Annotated in this window: 15 protein-coding genes; 9 read left to right on the top strand and 6 right to left on the bottom strand. The window is 61.2% G+C overall.

Annotation, left to right across the window (positions count from 1 at the left end; translation table 11 throughout):
- Positions 1–383: 383 nt before the first annotated feature.
- The 3 genes from ACQ4N7_RS02490 to ACQ4N7_RS02480 all read left to right on the top strand — a co-directional run bounded on the left by ACQ4N7_RS02490 (position 384) and on the right by ACQ4N7_RS02480 (position 4,104).
- Positions 384–902: a hypothetical protein gene (locus ACQ4N7_RS02490; RefSeq protein ID WP_430710035.1), complete on the top strand. Its 519-nt coding sequence runs from the start codon at positions 384–386 to the stop codon at positions 900–902.
- A gap of 105 nt (positions 903–1,007) precedes the next feature.
- Positions 1,008–2,906 carry a GUN4 domain-containing protein gene (locus tag ACQ4N7_RS02485; RefSeq protein WP_430710034.1) on the top strand — a complete coding sequence of 633 codons (1,899 nt, stop codon included), beginning with the start codon at positions 1,008–1,010 and terminating at the stop codon, positions 2,904–2,906.
- Positions 2,907–2,931: 25 nt separating this feature from the next.
- Complete coding sequence (locus tag ACQ4N7_RS02480) at positions 2,932–4,104, top strand: GUN4 domain-containing protein (protein WP_430710033.1); 1,173 nt, start codon at positions 2,932–2,934, stop codon at positions 4,102–4,104.
- Positions 4,105–4,201: 97 nt separating this feature from the next.
- Here the strand turns inward: ACQ4N7_RS02480 and ACQ4N7_RS02475 are convergent, their stop codons facing one another.
- From ACQ4N7_RS02475 to ACQ4N7_RS02455, 5 genes are all read right to left on the bottom strand, one after another.
- Positions 4,202–5,050, bottom strand: coding sequence for a hypothetical protein (locus ACQ4N7_RS02475; protein ID WP_430710032.1), 849 nt, complete (start codon positions 5,048–5,050; stop codon positions 4,202–4,204).
- Between the two features lie 214 nt (positions 5,051–5,264).
- Positions 5,265–5,852, bottom strand: coding sequence for a hypothetical protein (locus tag ACQ4N7_RS02470; protein WP_430710031.1), 588 nt, complete (start codon positions 5,850–5,852; stop codon positions 5,265–5,267).
- A 121-nt stretch (positions 5,853–5,973) separates the two neighbouring features.
- Positions 5,974–7,011: a trypsin-like serine peptidase gene (locus tag ACQ4N7_RS02465; RefSeq protein WP_430710030.1), complete on the bottom strand. Its 1,038-nt coding sequence runs from the start codon at positions 7,009–7,011 to the stop codon at positions 5,974–5,976.
- A 110-nt stretch (positions 7,012–7,121) separates the two neighbouring features.
- Positions 7,122–10,418: a CHAT domain-containing tetratricopeptide repeat protein gene (locus ACQ4N7_RS02460; protein ID WP_430710029.1), complete on the bottom strand. Its 3,297-nt coding sequence runs from the start codon at positions 10,416–10,418 to the stop codon at positions 7,122–7,124.
- Between the two features lie 201 nt (positions 10,419–10,619).
- Entirely contained in the window at positions 10,620–11,684 is a 1,065-nt protein-coding gene (locus ACQ4N7_RS02455) for an NAD(P)-dependent alcohol dehydrogenase (protein WP_430710028.1), read from the bottom strand.
- A 180-nt stretch (positions 11,685–11,864) separates the two neighbouring features.
- Here ACQ4N7_RS02455 and ACQ4N7_RS02450 point away from each other — a divergent pair, with 180 nt between their 5' ends.
- The 6 genes from ACQ4N7_RS02450 (at position 11,865) to ACQ4N7_RS02425 (ending at position 16,383) form a co-directional block, all read left to right on the top strand.
- The gene (locus ACQ4N7_RS02450) at positions 11,865–12,746 is read left to right on the top strand and encodes a helix-turn-helix domain-containing protein (protein WP_430710027.1); all 882 of its coding nucleotides are present in this window, start codon (positions 11,865–11,867) and stop codon (positions 12,744–12,746) included.
- 266 nt (positions 12,747–13,012) lie between these two features.
- Positions 13,013–13,429, top strand: coding sequence for a hypothetical protein (locus tag ACQ4N7_RS02445; protein ID WP_430710026.1), 417 nt, complete (start codon positions 13,013–13,015; stop codon positions 13,427–13,429).
- 118 nt (positions 13,430–13,547) lie between these two features.
- On the top strand, positions 13,548–14,327 hold the full coding sequence (locus ACQ4N7_RS02440; RefSeq protein WP_430710025.1) for an SDR family oxidoreductase: 780 nt from the start codon (positions 13,548–13,550) through the stop codon (positions 14,325–14,327).
- 178 nt (positions 14,328–14,505) lie between these two features.
- Entirely contained in the window at positions 14,506–14,970 is a 465-nt protein-coding gene (gene bcp / locus ACQ4N7_RS02435) for a thioredoxin-dependent thiol peroxidase (RefSeq protein ID WP_430710024.1), read from the top strand.
- Positions 14,971–14,973: 3 nt separating this feature from the next.
- The gene (locus ACQ4N7_RS02430) at positions 14,974–15,429 is read left to right on the top strand and encodes an NUDIX hydrolase (RefSeq protein WP_430710023.1); all 456 of its coding nucleotides are present in this window, start codon (positions 14,974–14,976) and stop codon (positions 15,427–15,429) included.
- A gap of 81 nt (positions 15,430–15,510) precedes the next feature.
- Positions 15,511–16,383, top strand: coding sequence for an alpha/beta fold hydrolase (locus ACQ4N7_RS02425; protein ID WP_430710022.1), 873 nt, complete (start codon positions 15,511–15,513; stop codon positions 16,381–16,383).
- Here the strand turns inward: ACQ4N7_RS02425 and ACQ4N7_RS02420 are convergent.
- Complete coding sequence (locus ACQ4N7_RS02420) at positions 16,380–17,177, bottom strand: alpha/beta fold hydrolase (RefSeq protein WP_430710021.1); 798 nt, start codon at positions 17,175–17,177, stop codon at positions 16,380–16,382. The genes ACQ4N7_RS02425 and ACQ4N7_RS02420 overlap by 4 nt on opposite strands.
- Positions 17,178–17,258: the final 81 nt, after the last annotated feature.

The following is a 17,258-nucleotide window of genomic DNA, read 5'->3' as shown; positions in this document are numbered from 1 at the left end:
TTGTTGGGTCGGGCGTGGCACTGCTGAGATTAAAGGGTTTTTGGCCAGAATTGATGAAACGCCCAGGGTGCCCAGGCGGTATCAAATTGTGTAACGGCCTGAGGGACCTTGGGTGGGTTGTGTTTGACTACTGATCGGTGGCTGTAAGCGGTTATCGCCATACCGCTCAGGGCACCTGTTCTCGGTCGCTGTAGCATCTGCACAAGGTAACCGTTGGATGGCTCAGCCCTACACTTCATACCGAATCCTGTTCGGTTGGCCCCGATTGGTAGGGGCGTAGCATGCTACGTCCCTACGAGGTTCCTGATTGTGAATCGGGGTTAACTAAATCGGATTTTGTATCACTACTCATTCTGGGGGAATGGTTTGTGTTTACTGCTGCTATGGCTAAGCGAGTCGCGCCGAAGCGACTGAGCCTGGCTCTATTGGTCGCCCTGGCTTCCGTCCTATTACCTGCAACGGCCCAGGCCAATCCTGATCGCATCACCTGTCAGGCCACCACGCCCCTGAATCAGGGGGGGAGCCTGACCTACCGGCTGACCGGCACCGTGCCAGCCGTAACCGACGGCTCGGTGCCCCAAAATCCGATCGGCACTGGCCTCAGCCTGACTGTGCAGCAGCGCGATGGGGCTGGTCGGGTGCAAACCCTAATCAGCGCCGCTGCGCTGAGCGACTACGAGCACATCGCCCCCGATGCCGACTATTCTCAGCTGCCCTTTGGCGATCGCTTTCGGGGGCAGCCCAACCGGGGGCATCGTCTGTATAGCGCTACCGCTTCGGTCAACGGCCTCTATGTCAGCCTGCGGCCCACCAGCGGGCAGCCCCAGCAGGTGCAGGTGGTGCACTACCTGAGCCGGGGGCAGTATGTGCGCTCGGAGGTGGGTAGCTGTCAGGCGGGTTAGAAAGTGGCCCTGCCCACCGGAATACTCCCCATCTTCGTTGTTAGTAGCTGTTGCCCATTCATGTCACTCTTTATCGTCTAACCGAACGTCATCGGTCAGGTTTTTATGGGTTTATTGCCCCCATCCCAGACTCGGTTCTCGTTTTCGCTTCAGGCTGCGGCCAGTCTGCTGTTGGCGATCGGTGCGGTTTCTCCGCTGCCAGTATTGGCACAGGCGATCGGCGATCGCGCCCCCGTTTCCCACCGGGTTGAAGCTCAACCCTCGCCCGCCAAGATCTCTCTGGGCAATGCCAAGCTGTCCGTAGACACGGCCACGGCGACCCTACAGCAGCTGCTCCAGGCGCAGAACTGGGCGGCGGCGGATCGCGAGACCCGGCGACTGCTGGCTCCTGATTCAGTGCTGATTCAGCCTGATGCAGAGATTCCGGTGCTGACCCCAGAGCTGATTCGGGCCATCGACCAGGCGTGGCTGACGGCCAGTGACGGGCGCTTTGGCCTCAGCGTGCAGCTGCGGCTGTGGCAGGCGGCGGTGGCGGCCCATCCCAGCGATCGCGATGCGGCGGTGAATGCCTTTCGCGATCGCGTCGGCTGGAAAATCGCCGCCCCCCGCCAGGAGGAAGACTTTATCAGCAGCGACTGGCGCAACGAGTCGGAGCTGACCTACTCCTTGCAGGCCCCCGAGGGGCACCTGCCCTGGGCGGGGGTTTCAGATGCGGTGGTGCAGTCTGTCGCGGTGCCGCCCCCCGATCAGCACTGCGGCAGCTGCACGATTGATGCCATGGCCCTGCGCTATGGCCACTTCTATGGCTATATTCCCAGCTTGTTTTCGACCGTAGAGCGGGCGATGAATCCACCGGCTGATACCTCCTGGCGATCGCCCCAGGTGCGGTTCAGCCTTGATCTGGCGGCGCTGTACCAGACGGTTGCGCTGAGGGGGGGTGATGTATCGCCCGTGACGGCGGCGATTAGCCCCGACAATCAGCTGCTGGCCGTGAGCAGTTCCACAGAGGTTGCCGATTACCACGCTGCTCTGGCGCTGTGGAACCTGACGACGGGCACCCGCCGCGTTACCCTGCTGCAACCGGCTAGACTGCGGGCCGAGACGCTGGCCTTTAGCCCCAACAGTCAAACCCTGTGGGCCGGGTTAGACAGCGGTGAACTGGCGAGCTGGGAGACGGGCCGGGGCACGCTCATGCAGCGGTGGTACGCCAACCAGGGCAGGGTGAACGCGATCGCCCTTGACCGCGGTGGCACGTCTATCTACAGCGGCGGCGCAGACGGCACGGTCAAAGTCTGGTCGCCCAATGGCCAGCTTTATCAAACGCTGGAGCTGTCGGCAGGGGAAGCCAACCCCAGCCCGGTGCGATCGCTGCTGCTCAGCCCCGACGGTAGACAGCTGGCGGTGTCTACCGATCGCACCATCCAGCTGTGGAGCACCGACGGTCGGCTGATCAAGGTGACGACTCAAATCACGGCGCCAACCAATATTGTCTACGACGCCTCGGCTCTGGCCAACAGCATGGCCTTTAGCCCCGACAGCCGCTATTTGGCCACCCTCGACACCGACCAAAGCGTCAAGCTGTGGAGTGCGGGTACCGGGGCGCGGGTGATTACCCTGCGAATGCCAAATCCCCCCCAGGCGCTGGCCTTTACCCAGGAGGGTCAAACCCTGCTGGTGCGCGACCATCAGCAGTCGGTGGTGTACTGGAATTTGCAGACCTACCAGCGCGATCGCACCATCTCCGTGGCCACAGGCAACCGTTTTGAGCCCATCGACACCAACGAAGCCGTTGCCCTGCCACGGCCAATGGCCTTCAGCCCTAACGGTCAGACCTTTGCGGTGCCGCTAATGCTGGCTTCGCTAGAGTCTGCCGTCGATATTCGCCGTACCGACAGCGGCGAACGGCTGACCGTCTTGCCAGGGGTCCACAGGGCGCAGTTTAGCCCCGACAACCGCTGGCTCGTCACGGAAGGGGACACCGTTCAAATTTGGGCTCCTCAATAGATTCAGATCTGGGTAGCGCAGAATGATGATCCACCGGATTCCATTAATTGGCCTGGGGCTACTGCTGAGCGGTGGGCTGTCCGCCTGTCAGTTTTCCCCAGTCGAGAAGGCTGCCTACCAGCAGCTAGAAGCACAGCTGCGGGCGCAAAATTGGCCAGCAGCGGATGCCACCACCCTACAGGTATTGCTGGAGGTGAGCGATCGCGATCGCGCAGGCTGGCTCACCGAAGCGGATGTGGCGGCGCTGGACTGCTCTACCCTGTTAGCAATTGATCGACTGTGGACAGTGCACAGCCAGGGGCAGTTTGGCTGGAGTCGCCAGCAACAGATCTGGCAGGCCGTAGGCGGACAACGCGGAGACTATGCGCCAGCGGTGGCGGTAGCCTTTGGGGCACAGGTGGGCTGGCGCGAATCGGCGGCTCCCCAGTGGCGCAGTTATGAGGCGCTGACTTTTTCTACCGAGGCCCCGGCGGGTCACCTGCCTGCGACTACCGGCAACGGAGTTAGCGGGGCGGTTTGGGGCGGTGTTGCCACCCTCAGCCAGCGGCTACAGACCTGTCAGGCACCGGCAATCGTCACGCTGCTGCGAGAGGATTATTATACAGAGTGCGATCGCACCCCGCACACCGACCGCTGCCGCCTCAAAGCCGCTGCCGAGCGCTGGGGCGAAACTGCCGACTGGGGCGGTGCCGGTCTGCCTCAGCGCCTGATCGAGCTAGAGCAAGCCCTGGCGCAGCAGCGGTGGATTGCCGCCGACAAGATCACGCGGATTGTGTTCGATCACTATCGTCAGGCCCAGTGGGCCGAATTTGGCGACACCGATCGCCACCAACTGATTCCCTGTTATCTGCTGACCGCGATCGACAGTCTGTGGATGGACTATTCCCAAGGGCACTTTGGCCTCACCGCGCAGGCCGAACGCTTAGCAGACCTGAAACTTTTACCCGCCAAAAACCAACCGCCCAGCCCAGAACAAATGCTGGTCTTTTTTCAAGCGGTGGACTGGTCAGAACGCCTCTCCGATCGCTCTGAAAATCCTTACCGACCAACCTACGATGCGGTGTCACCGGAGCAAGTCCCCAAGGGGCATTACCCGTACGATATGGGCTATGGCTTTTCTACCTATAGCTCGGGTTACTACACAAGCTGGCGTTGGTCTCTCAACCCGAGCTGCGGGTTCAACTCGGCAATCAGGTGATATCAGAACCGTCTAGTGATTAGGACGGGTTTGATGTCGGGGGCGTAGCAGTGGGGGCATTGCAGTGTGTTATGCCCCCTCCACCCTATATTTGGCCCTATATCTGGCAGAGTATGGCGATCGCCCCCACCGTCTCATTCGTCACCTCCAGCTCCATCGTGCAGGCGGCGTCCGTGTTGGTGTACTGCCAGTAGTCGGCATCGGAGCGGGGCTCTACCAGCGGTGCCCCGTAGAGGCGCTCGGCCTCAGCAACGGTAGCGCCCGGACACAGCCCCGACGGCGTGCAGTAATTGGGGCTGACGCTGCGAATGGTCGCAGCAGCATCTTCAAAGAAGCTCACCGACAGGCCCCGGTAGGTCAATTTGGTCGAAAAGGGGCTAACTTGCTCGAATTGATCGGGTTCGCCCAGCTGACCAATCACCTCGGCTTCCGCAGCCCCGGCCTCAACGCCACCCAGAGAAAGCTCGGCGGACGAAATCTTGCCAATGCTGCTGTAGGCCTGCCAGCCGTTGGCTGTGCAGAGGCCGCCGCCCTCAGGGACACTGTCGCTGTGGCACCAGTAGTTTTCCCCGTCAAACAAATGGCCAGGGTTGATGGCGGTCAGTTCGCGGATGGGCCGCCATTCTTGCTCACCACCTTCGTCGTAGTAGCGGTATTGATTGCCGCGCACCTCCAGCCCCTGACCAGTGCCGCCCATGGCGTAGTAGCCCTCGGTAATGCGTGGGCGCACGGTCGCTTGCTCTGGAGCCGGATTGCCGTTGGATTCGGGCTGAGCAGGCGATTCGGCGGCTTCTGCCGGGGTGGCGTCACTGGTCGCTGCGGAGCTTGCTGGCGGACTGGTTGGGCTCTCAGCAGTGGCCGAGTTACCACAGCCATAGGCGGCGATCGCGATCGCCGTGGGCAGCAGCAGCGTACTGAAGCGTCGGCCAAAGAGATCAAATTTCATAGTATTTACGGGTTCAGTGAGGAATAAAGGAATAAAAGGAAGAGTATTGCCGATTTGACGCCAAATCTATCGGTTTAAATCCGATTTGTAGGGGCATTGCACTGCAATGCCCCTACGAGAGGCACTGAATGTTTGATTCAATCCGGTATCCAGCAGCCCCAGATTAAAAAACGCAGTCGACTCAGGCGAATCAGCGAGGCAGAGGGACGCTTGATCAAAGCTGGCATTCGACGGTCATGACGTCGATATTATGGTCATCATCAACGGCGATTTTTAGCCAGCAGGTGCCGGGCTCAGGTGGGTAATACTCCATGTACTGGCCGTCTTCTCGCTCGGTTACGGTGGGGGTGCCGTACCGGGCGCGGGCGCGCTCAAAGGCCATCGTGGGGCAGATGCCGCTGGGGGTGCAGTAGGACGAATTGGCGCTGACAACTTCGAGCACCCGCCCGGCGTAGAAGACAACGGTAAAGTCGGTGTATTCAAAGGTGCGATCGCCAAAATCTTCAGCAATATTATTTGGCTGTCCCAGTTTGCCAATTACCGTTGCTTCGTCATCGCCAGGGAAAATTCCACCGAGAGAGAGTTCGCGTTCCGATATCCCTGGCAGGGACGTTTCTCCGAGCGTTGCAGCAGATGCTGAGGCACTCTCTGGGGTGCTCTCTGGGGTGCTCTCTGGGGCGCTCTGGGATGGCGGTACAGATGGGGGCACCTGGGTACAGGCCAGCGTGGCGATCGCACCGCAACCACCGACCAGCCCAGCGACCATCGTGCAGATTCCATAGCCAGACATTTTTTGCAGCATGGTTGTGTTCAACCTGTTTGGGGTGAGTACTCTATGCCGCCAGCGATCGCCCCGACCCAGGCCAGAAAAGCAGGGTGGAGGCGATCGCATGACGTTCCTTACTTCGGCAGCGGCTGGCCGATTAGCGGCCTCGGTAGGCAGCGGCCTCCCAGCGAGATACCTTGACCCCGCCATTGACCACGTCGGTTTCCACACCGTTGGGCAGGTTCACTCTGTAACCCAGCGGCGTGCTGCGGGCGTGGAGACCTACCAGGTAGTAGTTGTTATCGTCGAACAGGGCGAAGATCGGGCCGCCCGATGCCCCTGGGTTGGTGTCGCAGTCGTGGACCAGGGTATCGTTGAGTTCGTCGTCGGTGTGCCAGATGCCCAGAACACTGCAGGCCTGGTCTACCCCTGCGGTTTCACTCGGCAGGCCAAACTCCCGCAGATTCTCGGTGGGAAAGTCGCCTGAGTAGCCCAGCAGGTTGATGCGCTCGAAGCTGGCCTCCAAGACATCGGGGCTGTCAAAATCGAGGTTGCGCCAGCCCATGTAGCCGTAGTAGTTGCCCAGGTCGGCGGCGAGCCGCAGCACCGCCCAGTCGTCTTTGTCGAGCATGTAGTTGGTCGACCAGCCAGCTTCGTAGCTGACAATTTCAGACTCGTCTAGGGCGATGCCTTCGATCAGGCTGGGCTTGAAGACCAGCTTGAGCCCCAGATCGGCATTGTCGGCGATCAGCCCCCGGTAGTCGCCGGGTTCGATAAAGGTGTTGACCAGGTCGCCAGAGCCATCTGGCAGCGGCAGAATCAGACAGTGGGAGTTGGTCAAAATGGCGCTAGGGCCAATCAGGGTGGCGGTGCAGGTGGACAGAGCCTCGCCCTGAATTTGCCACTCCAGGCGGCCCATCGCCACCCAGGGAAACTCGCGGGTTAGAACGGGCAGACGGTCATCTGCGCCAATCACCACGCGGCTGTCGTCGTAGGGGGCATCGCTCTGGGAGAGATCGGCGGGCAGCAGGGTGGTGCCGTCGGTGTCGGCGTTGAAGGGGAGCGCGATCGCAGCGGCTGCGCCAGGCACCGTCTGATCTACCTGCGCGGGAGCAGGCCGATGCAGCCCCAGCGTGGTCAATAGCGTTACCAGTAACAAAATTCCAAAGGGATGACGAATCCATCGTTTCAGCATGTTTAGCAACCTTTTTGAGTAATTGAAAAGGAATAAGTAGGTAGATACGTTTGCATTGTGTCTTTTGCGTTTGGGCGCATCGGGCCAGTATCAGAAATGGATACCAGCCGCTAGCGCCACTCACCCTGAAGCGTAAAGGCCGCCCAGTAGTAGGGGCTTTGGCCCACCTGCCACTGGTCAAGCTGGGCCGCCCGCAGCGCCGCCGCTGGCGTTTGCCCCTCCTCTAGCAGGTAGCGATACAGCCCGCCCATCAGTGCCGCTGTGGCCTCGTCATTGACATTCCACAACGACACAGCGACCCGTTCCGCACCGGCATACATAAATCCCCGCGACAGGCCGATGATGCCCTCGCCGCTGACCACTTCGCCGCGCCCGGTCTGGCAGGCGCTCAGCACCACCAGCTCCGCCGCCAGCCGCAGGTTAAAGATGTCGTGCAGCCGCAAAAAGCCGTCGTCGCGCAATTGCCCCTGCTCATCCACCAGCGACAGCACGAGGCCCGAGAGCTGCGGATTCACCGGGTTGATAAAGCCGTGGGTGGCCAGGTGCACCACGCTGTACTGGTTGAGTTTGGGGTCGGTCACCCAGTCGTAGTTGGCGTCAAAGTCGAAGGCCGCCAGGGCCGGGACCTGGCGCGCCTGGGCTAGGGCCAGAATGCTGTCGGCCTCGGTGCGGGTAAAGGGTAGGGGCTGAATCGCCTGTAGGTCCATATCCCGCAGGTTGCGCTGGGCAGCGCTGGGCAGGTCGCTATTTTCCTGCTTCAGGCGCTGGTCGTTGGGCTGGTAGACCGGGTCGGCCAGCACCGCCACCGACAGGGGCAGTTCCCCCCGGCCGCCCAGCTGCTGCCTGAGGACGGCAACGGCTGAGATCGACGGCTGTGAGAGAATCTCATGCTCCACCACCAGGGGAACGTACTCGGGGCTGCCGGGCACCGCCAGGGCCGCAAAGGGAACCTCCGCGAGCACGCCGTCTCCGGCAATCAGCAGGCGCTTGCCCTCCGCCCAGGCCGGTAGCTCGGGCAAAATCATCGCCGTCAGCGCCTGGGCCGGGCGCTTAATGAAGGAGACAGCACCGGGCTTGGCCACCGCGTTGCGAAAGGCCTGGGCGGCAGCGGTGATGTCGGCTTCTGCGGGGAGCACCACGCTCTGAAACTGGGTCTTGCCCACCAGATACAGGTAGCTCTGGTTTGCGCCCAGGGCGTACTGCACCAGCACCGTGTCATCATCCAGTATCTGCTGCTGAATTTGGGCCAGGGTGAGGGGGCGGGGCTGTACGGTGTCGGCATAGGCGGGGCTGACCCGGCGAATCTCGGTCAGCGTGGTTTCGAGCCGTTGCAGAACGGCTTCGCTCTCGCGGTCGATGGCCTCGGCCTCGGCCTGGGTGTAATCGCCGCTGCGCAGGGCAATGCGACGGCTTTCGATGGTTTGCAGCTCGGTTTTAAGAGCTTGTTCCTGGGCCAGCAGCGCGGGGTTCACGCCCTGGCGAATATCGACGTTGGCTTCGCTGAGCAGCTCGATGAGTAATCGCGCCCGCGAGGCTTCGCTGGTTTCAAAGGCGGCTTCAGGCCGACCCAGCTGCATCAGCAGGTCGGTCTTGAGCTGGTAGTAGTCTTGAACGGTGGCAAAGTAGCTGGAGCGCAGGTCACCGGGGCTGATGGCGAGGCGCAGGTCTTCGATTAGAACAATGGCATCGTTGAGAGTTGTGAGGGCGTCTTCTAGCTGGTTCTGCTCACGATATAGCAATGCCAGGTTGTACAGGGTGTCGGCTTCCCCCGATCGGTCGCCTACGGCTCGTCTCAGCGGCAGCGCTTGCTGATAGGAATCGAGGGCGGTGGCGCGATCGCCGAGGGCCTGATAACTGGTCCCGATGTTGTTGAGGGTCGTGGCCTCGCCCTGGCGATCGCCCACGGCTCGACGCAGGGGTAGCGCCTGCTGGTAATACTCCAAGGCGGTGGCGCGATCGCCTTGGAGTTGATAAATCACGCCGATGTTGTTGAGGGTTGTGGCCTCGCCCTGGCGATCGCCCACGGCTCGACGCAGGGGCAACGCCTGCTGGTAATAATCCAGGGCGGTGGCGTAATCGCCGGTAACATTGTAAATTCCACCAATATTGTCGAGGGTCACCGCTTCCCCTTCGCGATCGCCCACGGCCCGCCGCAGTGACAGGGCCTGTTGGCAATAGTCGAGGGCCGTTTCGTATTCGCCGAGGTCACTGTAGACGGCACCCATATTGTTTAGGGTGGTCGCTTCTCCGCGTCTGCTGCCCACGGCCCGATTGAGCGCCAGGGCCTGCTGGTAGTGTTCTAAGGCGGTTTCGCGTTCGCCCAGGGCATCGTAAAGTGTGCCCATATTGTTGAGCGTCGTGGCTTCAGACTGCCGGTCGCCCACAGCCCGATTGAGCGGCAGGGCCTGCTGGTAATAGTCCAGTGCGGTGTCGCGTTCGCCCAGGGCATTGTAAAGCGAGCCCAGATTGATGAGAATTACTGCTTCAGCCTGCCTATCCCCAACCGCCCGACTGAGCGGCAGGGCCTGCTGGTAGTAATCGAGAGCGGTGGTGCGATCGCCCAGGGCATCGTAGACCAGGCCGATCTTGGTGAGGGTGACAGCTTCACCCTGCCGGTCGCCCACAGCTCGACTCAGGGGCAGGGCCTGTTGATAATAGCCTAAAGCCGTTTCGCGATCGCCCAGGGTATCGTAGAGGTAGCCCATATTGCTGAGGACATCCGCTTCACCCCGGCGATCGCCGATCGCCTGTCTCAGGGTCAGAGCCTGCTGATAGTAGTCGAGGGCCGCCTGGTGATCGCTCAGGGCGCTGTAGACATTGCCAATATTGTTCAAAGTAGCGGCTTCACCCGCCTGGTCGCCAACGGCTCGCCGCAAGGGTAGGGCCTGCTGGTAGTAGTCCAGAGCAGTTTCGCGATCGCCCAACGCGTCGTAAACACTCCCCATATTCGTCAAAATCGAGGCTTCACCCCGGCGATCGCCGATCGCTCGACTCAGGGGCAGCGCCTGTTGGTAATAGTCGAGAGCCGCGCTGCGATCGCCCAGCGCATTGTAGATATTGCCCACATTGGTGAGAATCGCCGCTTCACCCTGCTGATCGCCCAGGGCTTGAATCAGCGGCAGCGCCTGCTGATAGGCATTGAGGGCGGCGGTGCGATCGCCCAGGGCGTCGTAGGCCAGGCCAAGATTGTTGAAGGTAAGCGCCAGTTCTCGCTGGGCACCGGCCTGCTGCCACAGCGGCACCACCTGCAACCACAGCTCAATGGCCCGCCGCAGCGACGCCTCACTGCCCTCCTGGTAGAGGCGATCGCCCTCCTGGTACAGGCGAGTCGCCGCCGCGAACGGGTCGGACTGGGCCTGGGCGATCGCCCCGCTGGGCTGATTCGGCACAACAGTTGTAACTGGCATGAGCCAAACCAAACCGGCACACCCGGCGATTAAAGCCCGCTGTCTGGAGTCCATACAGACACTCTTTTTTTAAGGTTTAGAACGAGTACCGACGGCGAATAAGTACAGCGTGGTCGCCGTCTGCTTAGCAATTAAGCTAATCAATTTGCGATTAATTCACAGAAAGGTTGCAAATTTTGAAACTACGGTGTTGACAGGCGTTTAAGGATTGCTATCGCCCGCCCACTTGACGACGATTTTGCCTTGATGCTCGCCCGCCCCAAAGTACTGAATCAGGGCCGGAATCTGGCTGAACGAATAGGGGCCGTCGATCTGCGGCGTCAGCTGGTGGGCCTCAAACAGGCGGTTTACCGCCGCCATGTCCTGGTTGGGCTTGAGCACCACCAGCCGCAAATCCTTCTGAGTCAATCGCCGAACGAAGGGACCAAGCAGCAGCGTTTGCAGCAGGTTGGGGGTCGCCCCGCCCACCGTCACGTAGGTGCCGCCAGGGTTGAGCACCCGCAGGTAGCGGAGCGGAAAATGGTTGGTTTTGGTATCTAAAATCAGGTCGTAGCGCTGGGGGCCTGCCGTAAAGTCGGTCTGGGTGTAGTCGATGGTGTGGGTAAAGCCCAGCGATCGCATCAGCTCAGCCTTGCTGCCGTCATCCACCCCGGTAATCTCCGTCACCCCTGCGGCCCGCGCTATTTGTACCGCCAGGGTGCCCACCCCGCCGCCCGCGCCGTTAATCAACACTTTTTGCTGGGGCCGCAGCTGGCCCTGGTCGCGCAACCCCTGCAGGGCCAGGGCTGCTGCGTGGGGCAGGGCGGCGGCCTGGGCAAAGCTCATGGGCTCGGGCTTGCGCGTCAGGGCCGTTTCGGGAACGCAGACGTACTCGGCAAACCCGCCGCCACCGTCAGAAATGTCGCCGTAGACGGCATCGCCGGGCTGAAACTGGGCTGCATTTTCACCGACGGCTTCGACCCGTCCGGCAATCTCTGCCCCCAAAATGGTGATTCGAGGCCGCCACAGACCGTAGAACAGGCGGATGACGGCGGGCGACCCCCTGAGCAGGCACCAGTCCCAGTCGTTGATCGCAGTCGCATAGACTTTGACTAAAACCTCGCCCGCTCGGGGTACGGGCTTGGCGATCGCTTTCAGCTCCAGATTGTTGGCCGCTCCGTACTGGCTCAGCACAAAGGCTTTCATCATCGGTTCATCCCTCACACGGGCGCGGTAACGCCCTGACATCAGGCGATCGCCCCATTGAGCGATCGCGTTCAGTCCCAATGTAGTCTCGCCGCCCGGGGGGGCCGCTATCTAATTGCTGCGCAAAATGGCACATTCTTGCCCTCAGTTGCGGCACTGAGTTGCGGCACTGAGGATAGACTGGACGAGACTTGGGCGCAGAAGGCTGCTCCCGGCCAGCGGCTGAAGCTGCAATTGAGCTGAATGCGATGAGGTTTTGCGATGACCCAGGGCCAGTTTTTGCCCACCAAGGGGGCGGCGGACTCAAAATGGCTGGTGACGCAGCAGTGGGGGCCGCTGGGCTTGCTTGACTGCCGTCAGACCTGTGCCGTCGAGGACGATGAGGAACCGTGGGTCTACACCACCGAGCATACCCTGGGCCTGTTTCTCTCGCCGCGTCCCCTGTGGATCTCCCATCGGCAGGCCAGCCGCAGCTATACGGGGTTTTACAACCGGGGCGATCTGCTGATCACCCCGGTCAATACAACGCTGGTAACCCAGTCGGAGGGGGTAGTTGAGATGGTGCAAATTCGGCTGCAAGACGCGTTTCTGCGCCAGGTGGCCGCAGAAACCCTGGGGCAAAACGAAGATCGCGTTGAGCTAATGCAGGCGTTTCAAACCCGCGACCCTCAGATTGAGGCGATCGCCCGTATGCTTCAGGCCGAACTCCGCCAGGCCGCTGCGGGCAGTCGGCTCTACGTAGACTCGCTGGCCAACGTGCTGGCGGTGCATCTACTGCGGCAGCACGCCACGGCGCGATCGCCCCTGCCCACCTACCCAGGCGGCCTGCCCCCGCGCCAGCTGCGGCAGGTTTTAGACTACCTCGATGCCCACCTGGCCACCGAAATCACCCTGGCCACGCTGGCCGAGCTGGTGGATATCAGCCCGTTTCATTTCAGCCGTCTGTTCAAACAATCCCTGGGCGTTTCCCCCTACCAGTACCTGCTCCAGCAGCGGATCGAGCGGGCCAAACGACTGCTCAAACAAACTGATCAACCCATCACCACCATTGCCCTCGCCTGCGGGTTTAACAGCCACAGCCACCTCGGGCGCAAGTTTCGCCAGCTCACCGGCATGACCCCCAAAACCTTTCGCCTGAGCTAATCTCAGCTAAAAAGAAAACCTGTGCTGCGGCAACCGTAGCCAAATTGCTCTGGTTTGTGGCCCTATTTCTGAGCCATAGGCAAGCCGTGACACCACTGATAGAGCTAAAACCTAGCCAATGGCGACAATTGCGCGATCGCCACAAAATCCTGCGTGCCCTCAAGGAAGAGCTTGATAAAGCAGGGCTTTAGGCCAGAGAAGGCCATTACAGTGAGATAATCAGTCAGGAACTGTTTCCCCGCGATCTCATTTCGGACCATTATCCTATGACCCAAGCTGAGCAGCTCATTCGCATGGCAGAAGACGAGCTGACGGAGTACAGCACCGACGCCCGCAAAATTGAGAAACTGCGCCGCAAGTTTAGCTTTGCGGTGCCCTACCCGCAGCAGCAGGCGGTGCGGGAGGAAGTGGCAGCCAGCATGCCCAAAAACTTTCTGGCTAAGCTCGTTGAAGAAAATCGCCAGACGGTGGCGCTGCCCTTCTGGGGCATTGGCGGGCTGGGGCTGCTGCTGGGCATTTCGGGACGGCAGCCGCTGGATTTAATTGCCACCGGAATTGGGTTTTACGTCGCTTTTCAGGTGCAGAAGTGGGGCTGGGAGCTACAGGCCAAGCGGCTGGTGCTGCAAACCCTAGACGAAATAGAGGCCAGCGTGAAGAATCCTGAACCGGAGAAAACGCCTTAGGTCAGAGCTATTGCACAGGGTTAGAAACCGTTTTTTGCTCGATACTGCCCAGAAACCCGGTTTCTTGCCCTTGGGTTTCTCGCTAGACTCCACTGAGCTATTCACAGTTTTACCCCCTATGACCGTATCTCTTGCCGACCAGATCGTCTTGATTACAGGTGCCAGCAGTGGTATTGGGGCCGCCTGTGCCCGTCAATTGGCAACCACTGAGGCGAGGTTGATTTTAGCGGCCCGCCGCTTGGAGCCCTTGCAGGCGCTGGCCACCGAGCTTCAGCGGCAGCACGGCACCGATGTGCTCACGGTAGAGCTGGACGTACGCCAGCCAGAGGCCGTCAGCGAGGCGATCGCGGGCCTGCCGGAAGAGTGGCAAGCGATCGCCATTCTCATCAACAATGCGGGCCTCAGCCGGGGGCTGGACAAGCAGTACGAAGCGCCCCTGGACGATTGGGAAACCATGATCGACACCAACGTCAAGGGGCTGCTCTACGTGACCCGAGCGGTGGTGCCGGGCATGGTGGCGCGGGGCCACGGCCACGTGGTGAATGTGGGGTCGATCGCAGGGCGGCAGACCTACCCCGGCGGCAGCGTTTACTGTGCCAGCAAGGCGGCGGTTCGGTCGCTCTCTGAGGGGCTCAAACTTGACCTGCTCGGCACCCCGGTGCGGGTGACCAACATTGACCCCGGCCTGGTCGAAACCGAGTTTAGCCTGGTGCGCTTTGGCGGCGACAGCGATCGCGCCAAGGGGGTTTACCAGGGCATGACCCCGCTGACGGGTGACGACGTCGCCGATGTGATTGTCTTTGCGGTCACCCGCCCGGCCCACGTCAACATCAGCGACGTACTGCTGCTGCCCACCGATCAGTCCTCGGTGTTTCACGTGCATCGGCGGGCGGAGTAGCTTTTCTGGGGAATCGGCGCTATGCCGCCGTAGTTATGCTGATTTGAGTGCTGATTTGAGGATCTTGAGCAGCCCATAAAAGGTTCAAACGTTTGGACGTTCCCGTGGCGACTGTCTCAGTCAGATTGGCTAGAGCTATACAATGGGCGATGGCGTGTAACGTTTATTAACTACCACTATGACCCTCTCCGTTGGCGACCCCGCCCCCGACTTTAGCCTCCCCGATGCCACCGGCAAAACCTACAGCCTGGCCGATCTCAAGGGCCAGCGGGTGGTGCTGTACTTCTACCCCCGCGACAACACCCCTGGCTGCACCAAAGAGGCCTGCGGGTTTCGCGATCGCTACGCCGACTACCAGGGCAAAGATGCCGTGGTGCTGGGGGTGAGCACCGACGACGCCAAGTCGCACACCAAATTTATCGACAAGTTTAGTCTGCCCTTTCCGCTGCTGGTCGATGAAGGCGGCGAGGTGGCCAGCCGCTACGGCGTTTATGGCCTGAAAAAGTTCATGGGCAAAGAATATATGGGTATCACCCGCAGCACCTTTATCATTGGCCCCGACGGCAACCTGGAGAAAATTTATCTCAAGGTTAAAGCCGAAACCCATGCCGACACCGTGCTGGCCGACCTAGAGACCCTCTAACCTATGGCCTACTTTGCCCATGCTTTGCGGACCCTGATGGGGCTGATTCTGCGTCGCCCCATTTTGGGTACCTGCGTCATTCCGCTGCTGGCCGATGGCACGATTGTGCTGGTGCGGCGGCGCGACAACGGCCTGTGGAGCCTGCCCGGCGGCATTGTCGACTGGGGCGAAGACGTGCTGACCGCCGCCGCCCGCGAGCTGAGAGAAGAGGCCGGGCTAGAGACCATCGGGCTAGAGCGGCTGGTAGGAGTCTACTCGCAGCCGGGGCGTGACCCGCGCTTTCACTCGGTGTGCGTTACGGTGGCGGTACGGGTGACGGGCCGCCCCTACCCCGCCGACCCGCGCGAAATTTTAGACGTGCGCCACTTTACCGCCGACACCCTACCGTGGGATCACCTTTCCCATGACCACCGTCAGCATTTGCAAGATTTCTTTAAGGGAGAAACGGTTTTAGCCTAAGCTTTTGGGTGAACCCGCTAGATTGGGATGCTGGAGCACGGCTTCCCGGTTACTCTGGTGCCATCTACCCTACCGAGTGCCATGCCGTTACCAACCGACAGTCCCATTCGCACTGGCCGCATCAAGCTGCCGCTGGGCACCCTGTTTTGGCACGAGGGCGGCAAACCCCAGGGCGAAACGGTGGTGTTTCTCCACGGTTCGTGGCACGACAGCACCCAGTGGGTACCCCTGATGCAGCGTTTGGCCCCCCGCTACCACTGCCTGGCCCCCGACCTGCTGGGCTTTGGCGAATCGTGGCGAGAGCAGAAAACTCCTTACTCGGTGGCCCTACAGGTAGAGGCGCTGCACAGCTTGTTGAATGCCCTGCGCATTCGTCGCTGTCGGCTGGTGGCCCATTCGCTAGGGGCCTGGGTGGCGGGCCAGTATGTCCTCACCTACCCCAATCAGGTGCAGAGTTTGGCCGTTATCGCTCCCGAGGGGGTGCGCGATCGCGAACTGCGGGGCCGCTGGCAGCGCGATCGCTGGCTGGTTGCCCCCTGGTCGCCTTTGCCCCTGGTGCTGCCCTGGCTGGGCAAAGCGCCCTGGGTAAAAGCGCTGCGCGATCGCCGTCGCGTTCTGTGCCAGGCCCCGGCGGCCTGCCAAACCCTTTTTCAGCGCCGCACCGCCGCCATCAACGGCGAACTGCTGCACCAGGGACTCGGAAAACTGTGGCTACCGACGCTGGTGCTAGAGTCTGCCGCTGCCGACCCCGTTTCTCATCAGCTCACCCAGGCCTGGCTGCGCCTGCTGCCCAATCCTCAGCATCACCAACTCGCCCCGGCTGACTCGCAACTGGGCATAGATGAAGCCGCCTGCGCAACAGTTCTAGAACAGATGATGGCAGCGGAGCCAACGCTTCAGCTGCCCATCCCCTCAACCATCCAGCCCGCTCCCCCCCGGCCCGCTGCTCTTTAAGCCTGAGCAGGGTCAGTAGCCAGGGCATCCATCAGCAGCCGGGACAGTTCCTCTGCCCGAGTGAGTACCATCAGGTGGCCACCGTCAGGAATGACAATATCGGCGCTGCGATCGCCCAGGGGAAAGACGCGATCGTGCCCGCCGTGAATCTGCACCAGGTTTTTGGGCACCACCTGGTTGCGCCAGCCCACCACCCGGCTCATGGCCCACTTGAGGAAAAAAGGGTCAGTATCCACCAAAACCTGCTTAAACAGCGATTGATCTTCCGGGTCCTCTAGCCCAAACAGCCAGTTCAACAAGCCGTAGACCGCCCACAGCAGCCGCTTAAACGGCACCACTAGCTGCAGCGGCAGCCAGCGAAACAGCTTGTAGTAGTTGGGCACCTGTGCCCCGCTCACGGCGCTTGAGATCACAATCACCTGGGCCGGGTCGCACAGCTTGGCCATTTCTACCGCCATCAACCCGCCAAAGGAAAGCCCCACCAGAATGGGATGCTCGGTTGTGACCTGGGCCATCAACCGCTGAGCGTAGTGCTCAATCGACTCGCCCCGAAAGGGGCGCTCCCAGTGAATGTGCACCGGGCGATAGCCCTTCAGCTGCAGGCGATGAAAAACACGCCAGTCGGCTCCCAAGCCGCTGATGAAATAAATCTCGCGGCTGGCTTCGTCATCCTCTTCCTCAATACCCGCAAAGGGATCGAGCCCCTTGGCAGTCGTGCCATCTACCGACTGTAGCTCCGGAGTTTGCGGCTCAGGCGCTGGCGTTTTAACCGGTCGTTCTGCCGTATCTGTCATGCTTGCCTCTAGCGATCTGCTCGCCCCCACGGCGGCTGGGGCCGAGGTCTACGGCACAGACCCCGAGCCCAGCAGCAGCCC

The organism is Nodosilinea sp. AN01ver1, assembly GCF_050565655.1.
Taxonomy (GTDB): domain Bacteria; phylum Cyanobacteriota; class Cyanobacteriia; order Phormidesmidales; family Phormidesmidaceae; genus Nodosilinea.
This window is presented reverse-complemented; position numbering and strand designations above follow the sequence as displayed.

Bases quoted from the DNA above. Each gene is read 5' to 3' on its own strand.
- ACQ4N7_RS02425 (WP_430710022.1), top strand. From the start codon at position 15,511: ATGCCGTTACCAACCGACAGTCCCATTCGCACTGGCCGCATCAAGCTG.
- ACQ4N7_RS02420 (WP_430710021.1), bottom strand. From the start codon at position 17,177: ATGACAGATACGGCAGAACGACCGGTTAAAACGCCAGCGCCTGAGCCG.
- ACQ4N7_RS02450 (WP_430710027.1), top strand. From the start codon at position 11,865: ATGACCCAGGGCCAGTTTTTGCCCACCAAGGGGGCGGCGGACTCAAAA.
- ACQ4N7_RS02460 (WP_430710029.1), bottom strand. From the start codon at position 10,418: ATGCCAGTTACAACTGTTGTGCCGAATCAGCCCAGCGGGGCGATCGCC.
- ACQ4N7_RS02430 (WP_430710023.1), top strand. From the start codon at position 14,974: ATGGCCTACTTTGCCCATGCTTTGCGGACCCTGATGGGGCTGATTCTG.
- ACQ4N7_RS02465 (WP_430710030.1), bottom strand. From the start codon at position 7,011: ATGCTGAAACGATGGATTCGTCATCCCTTTGGAATTTTGTTACTGGTA.
- ACQ4N7_RS02475 (WP_430710032.1), bottom strand. From the start codon at position 5,050: ATGAAATTTGATCTCTTTGGCCGACGCTTCAGTACGCTGCTGCTGCCC.
- ACQ4N7_RS02485 (WP_430710034.1), top strand. From the start codon at position 1,008: ATGGGTTTATTGCCCCCATCCCAGACTCGGTTCTCGTTTTCGCTTCAG.
- bcp (WP_430710024.1), top strand. From the start codon at position 14,506: ATGACCCTCTCCGTTGGCGACCCCGCCCCCGACTTTAGCCTCCCCGAT.
- ACQ4N7_RS02445 (WP_430710026.1), top strand. From the start codon at position 13,013: ATGACCCAAGCTGAGCAGCTCATTCGCATGGCAGAAGACGAGCTGACG.
- ACQ4N7_RS02440 (WP_430710025.1), top strand. From the start codon at position 13,548: ATGACCGTATCTCTTGCCGACCAGATCGTCTTGATTACAGGTGCCAGC.
- ACQ4N7_RS02480 (WP_430710033.1), top strand. From the start codon at position 2,932: ATGATCCACCGGATTCCATTAATTGGCCTGGGGCTACTGCTGAGCGGT.
- ACQ4N7_RS02470 (WP_430710031.1), bottom strand. From the start codon at position 5,852: ATGCTGCAAAAAATGTCTGGCTATGGAATCTGCACGATGGTCGCTGGG.
- ACQ4N7_RS02490 (WP_430710035.1), top strand. From the start codon at position 384: ATGGCTAAGCGAGTCGCGCCGAAGCGACTGAGCCTGGCTCTATTGGTC.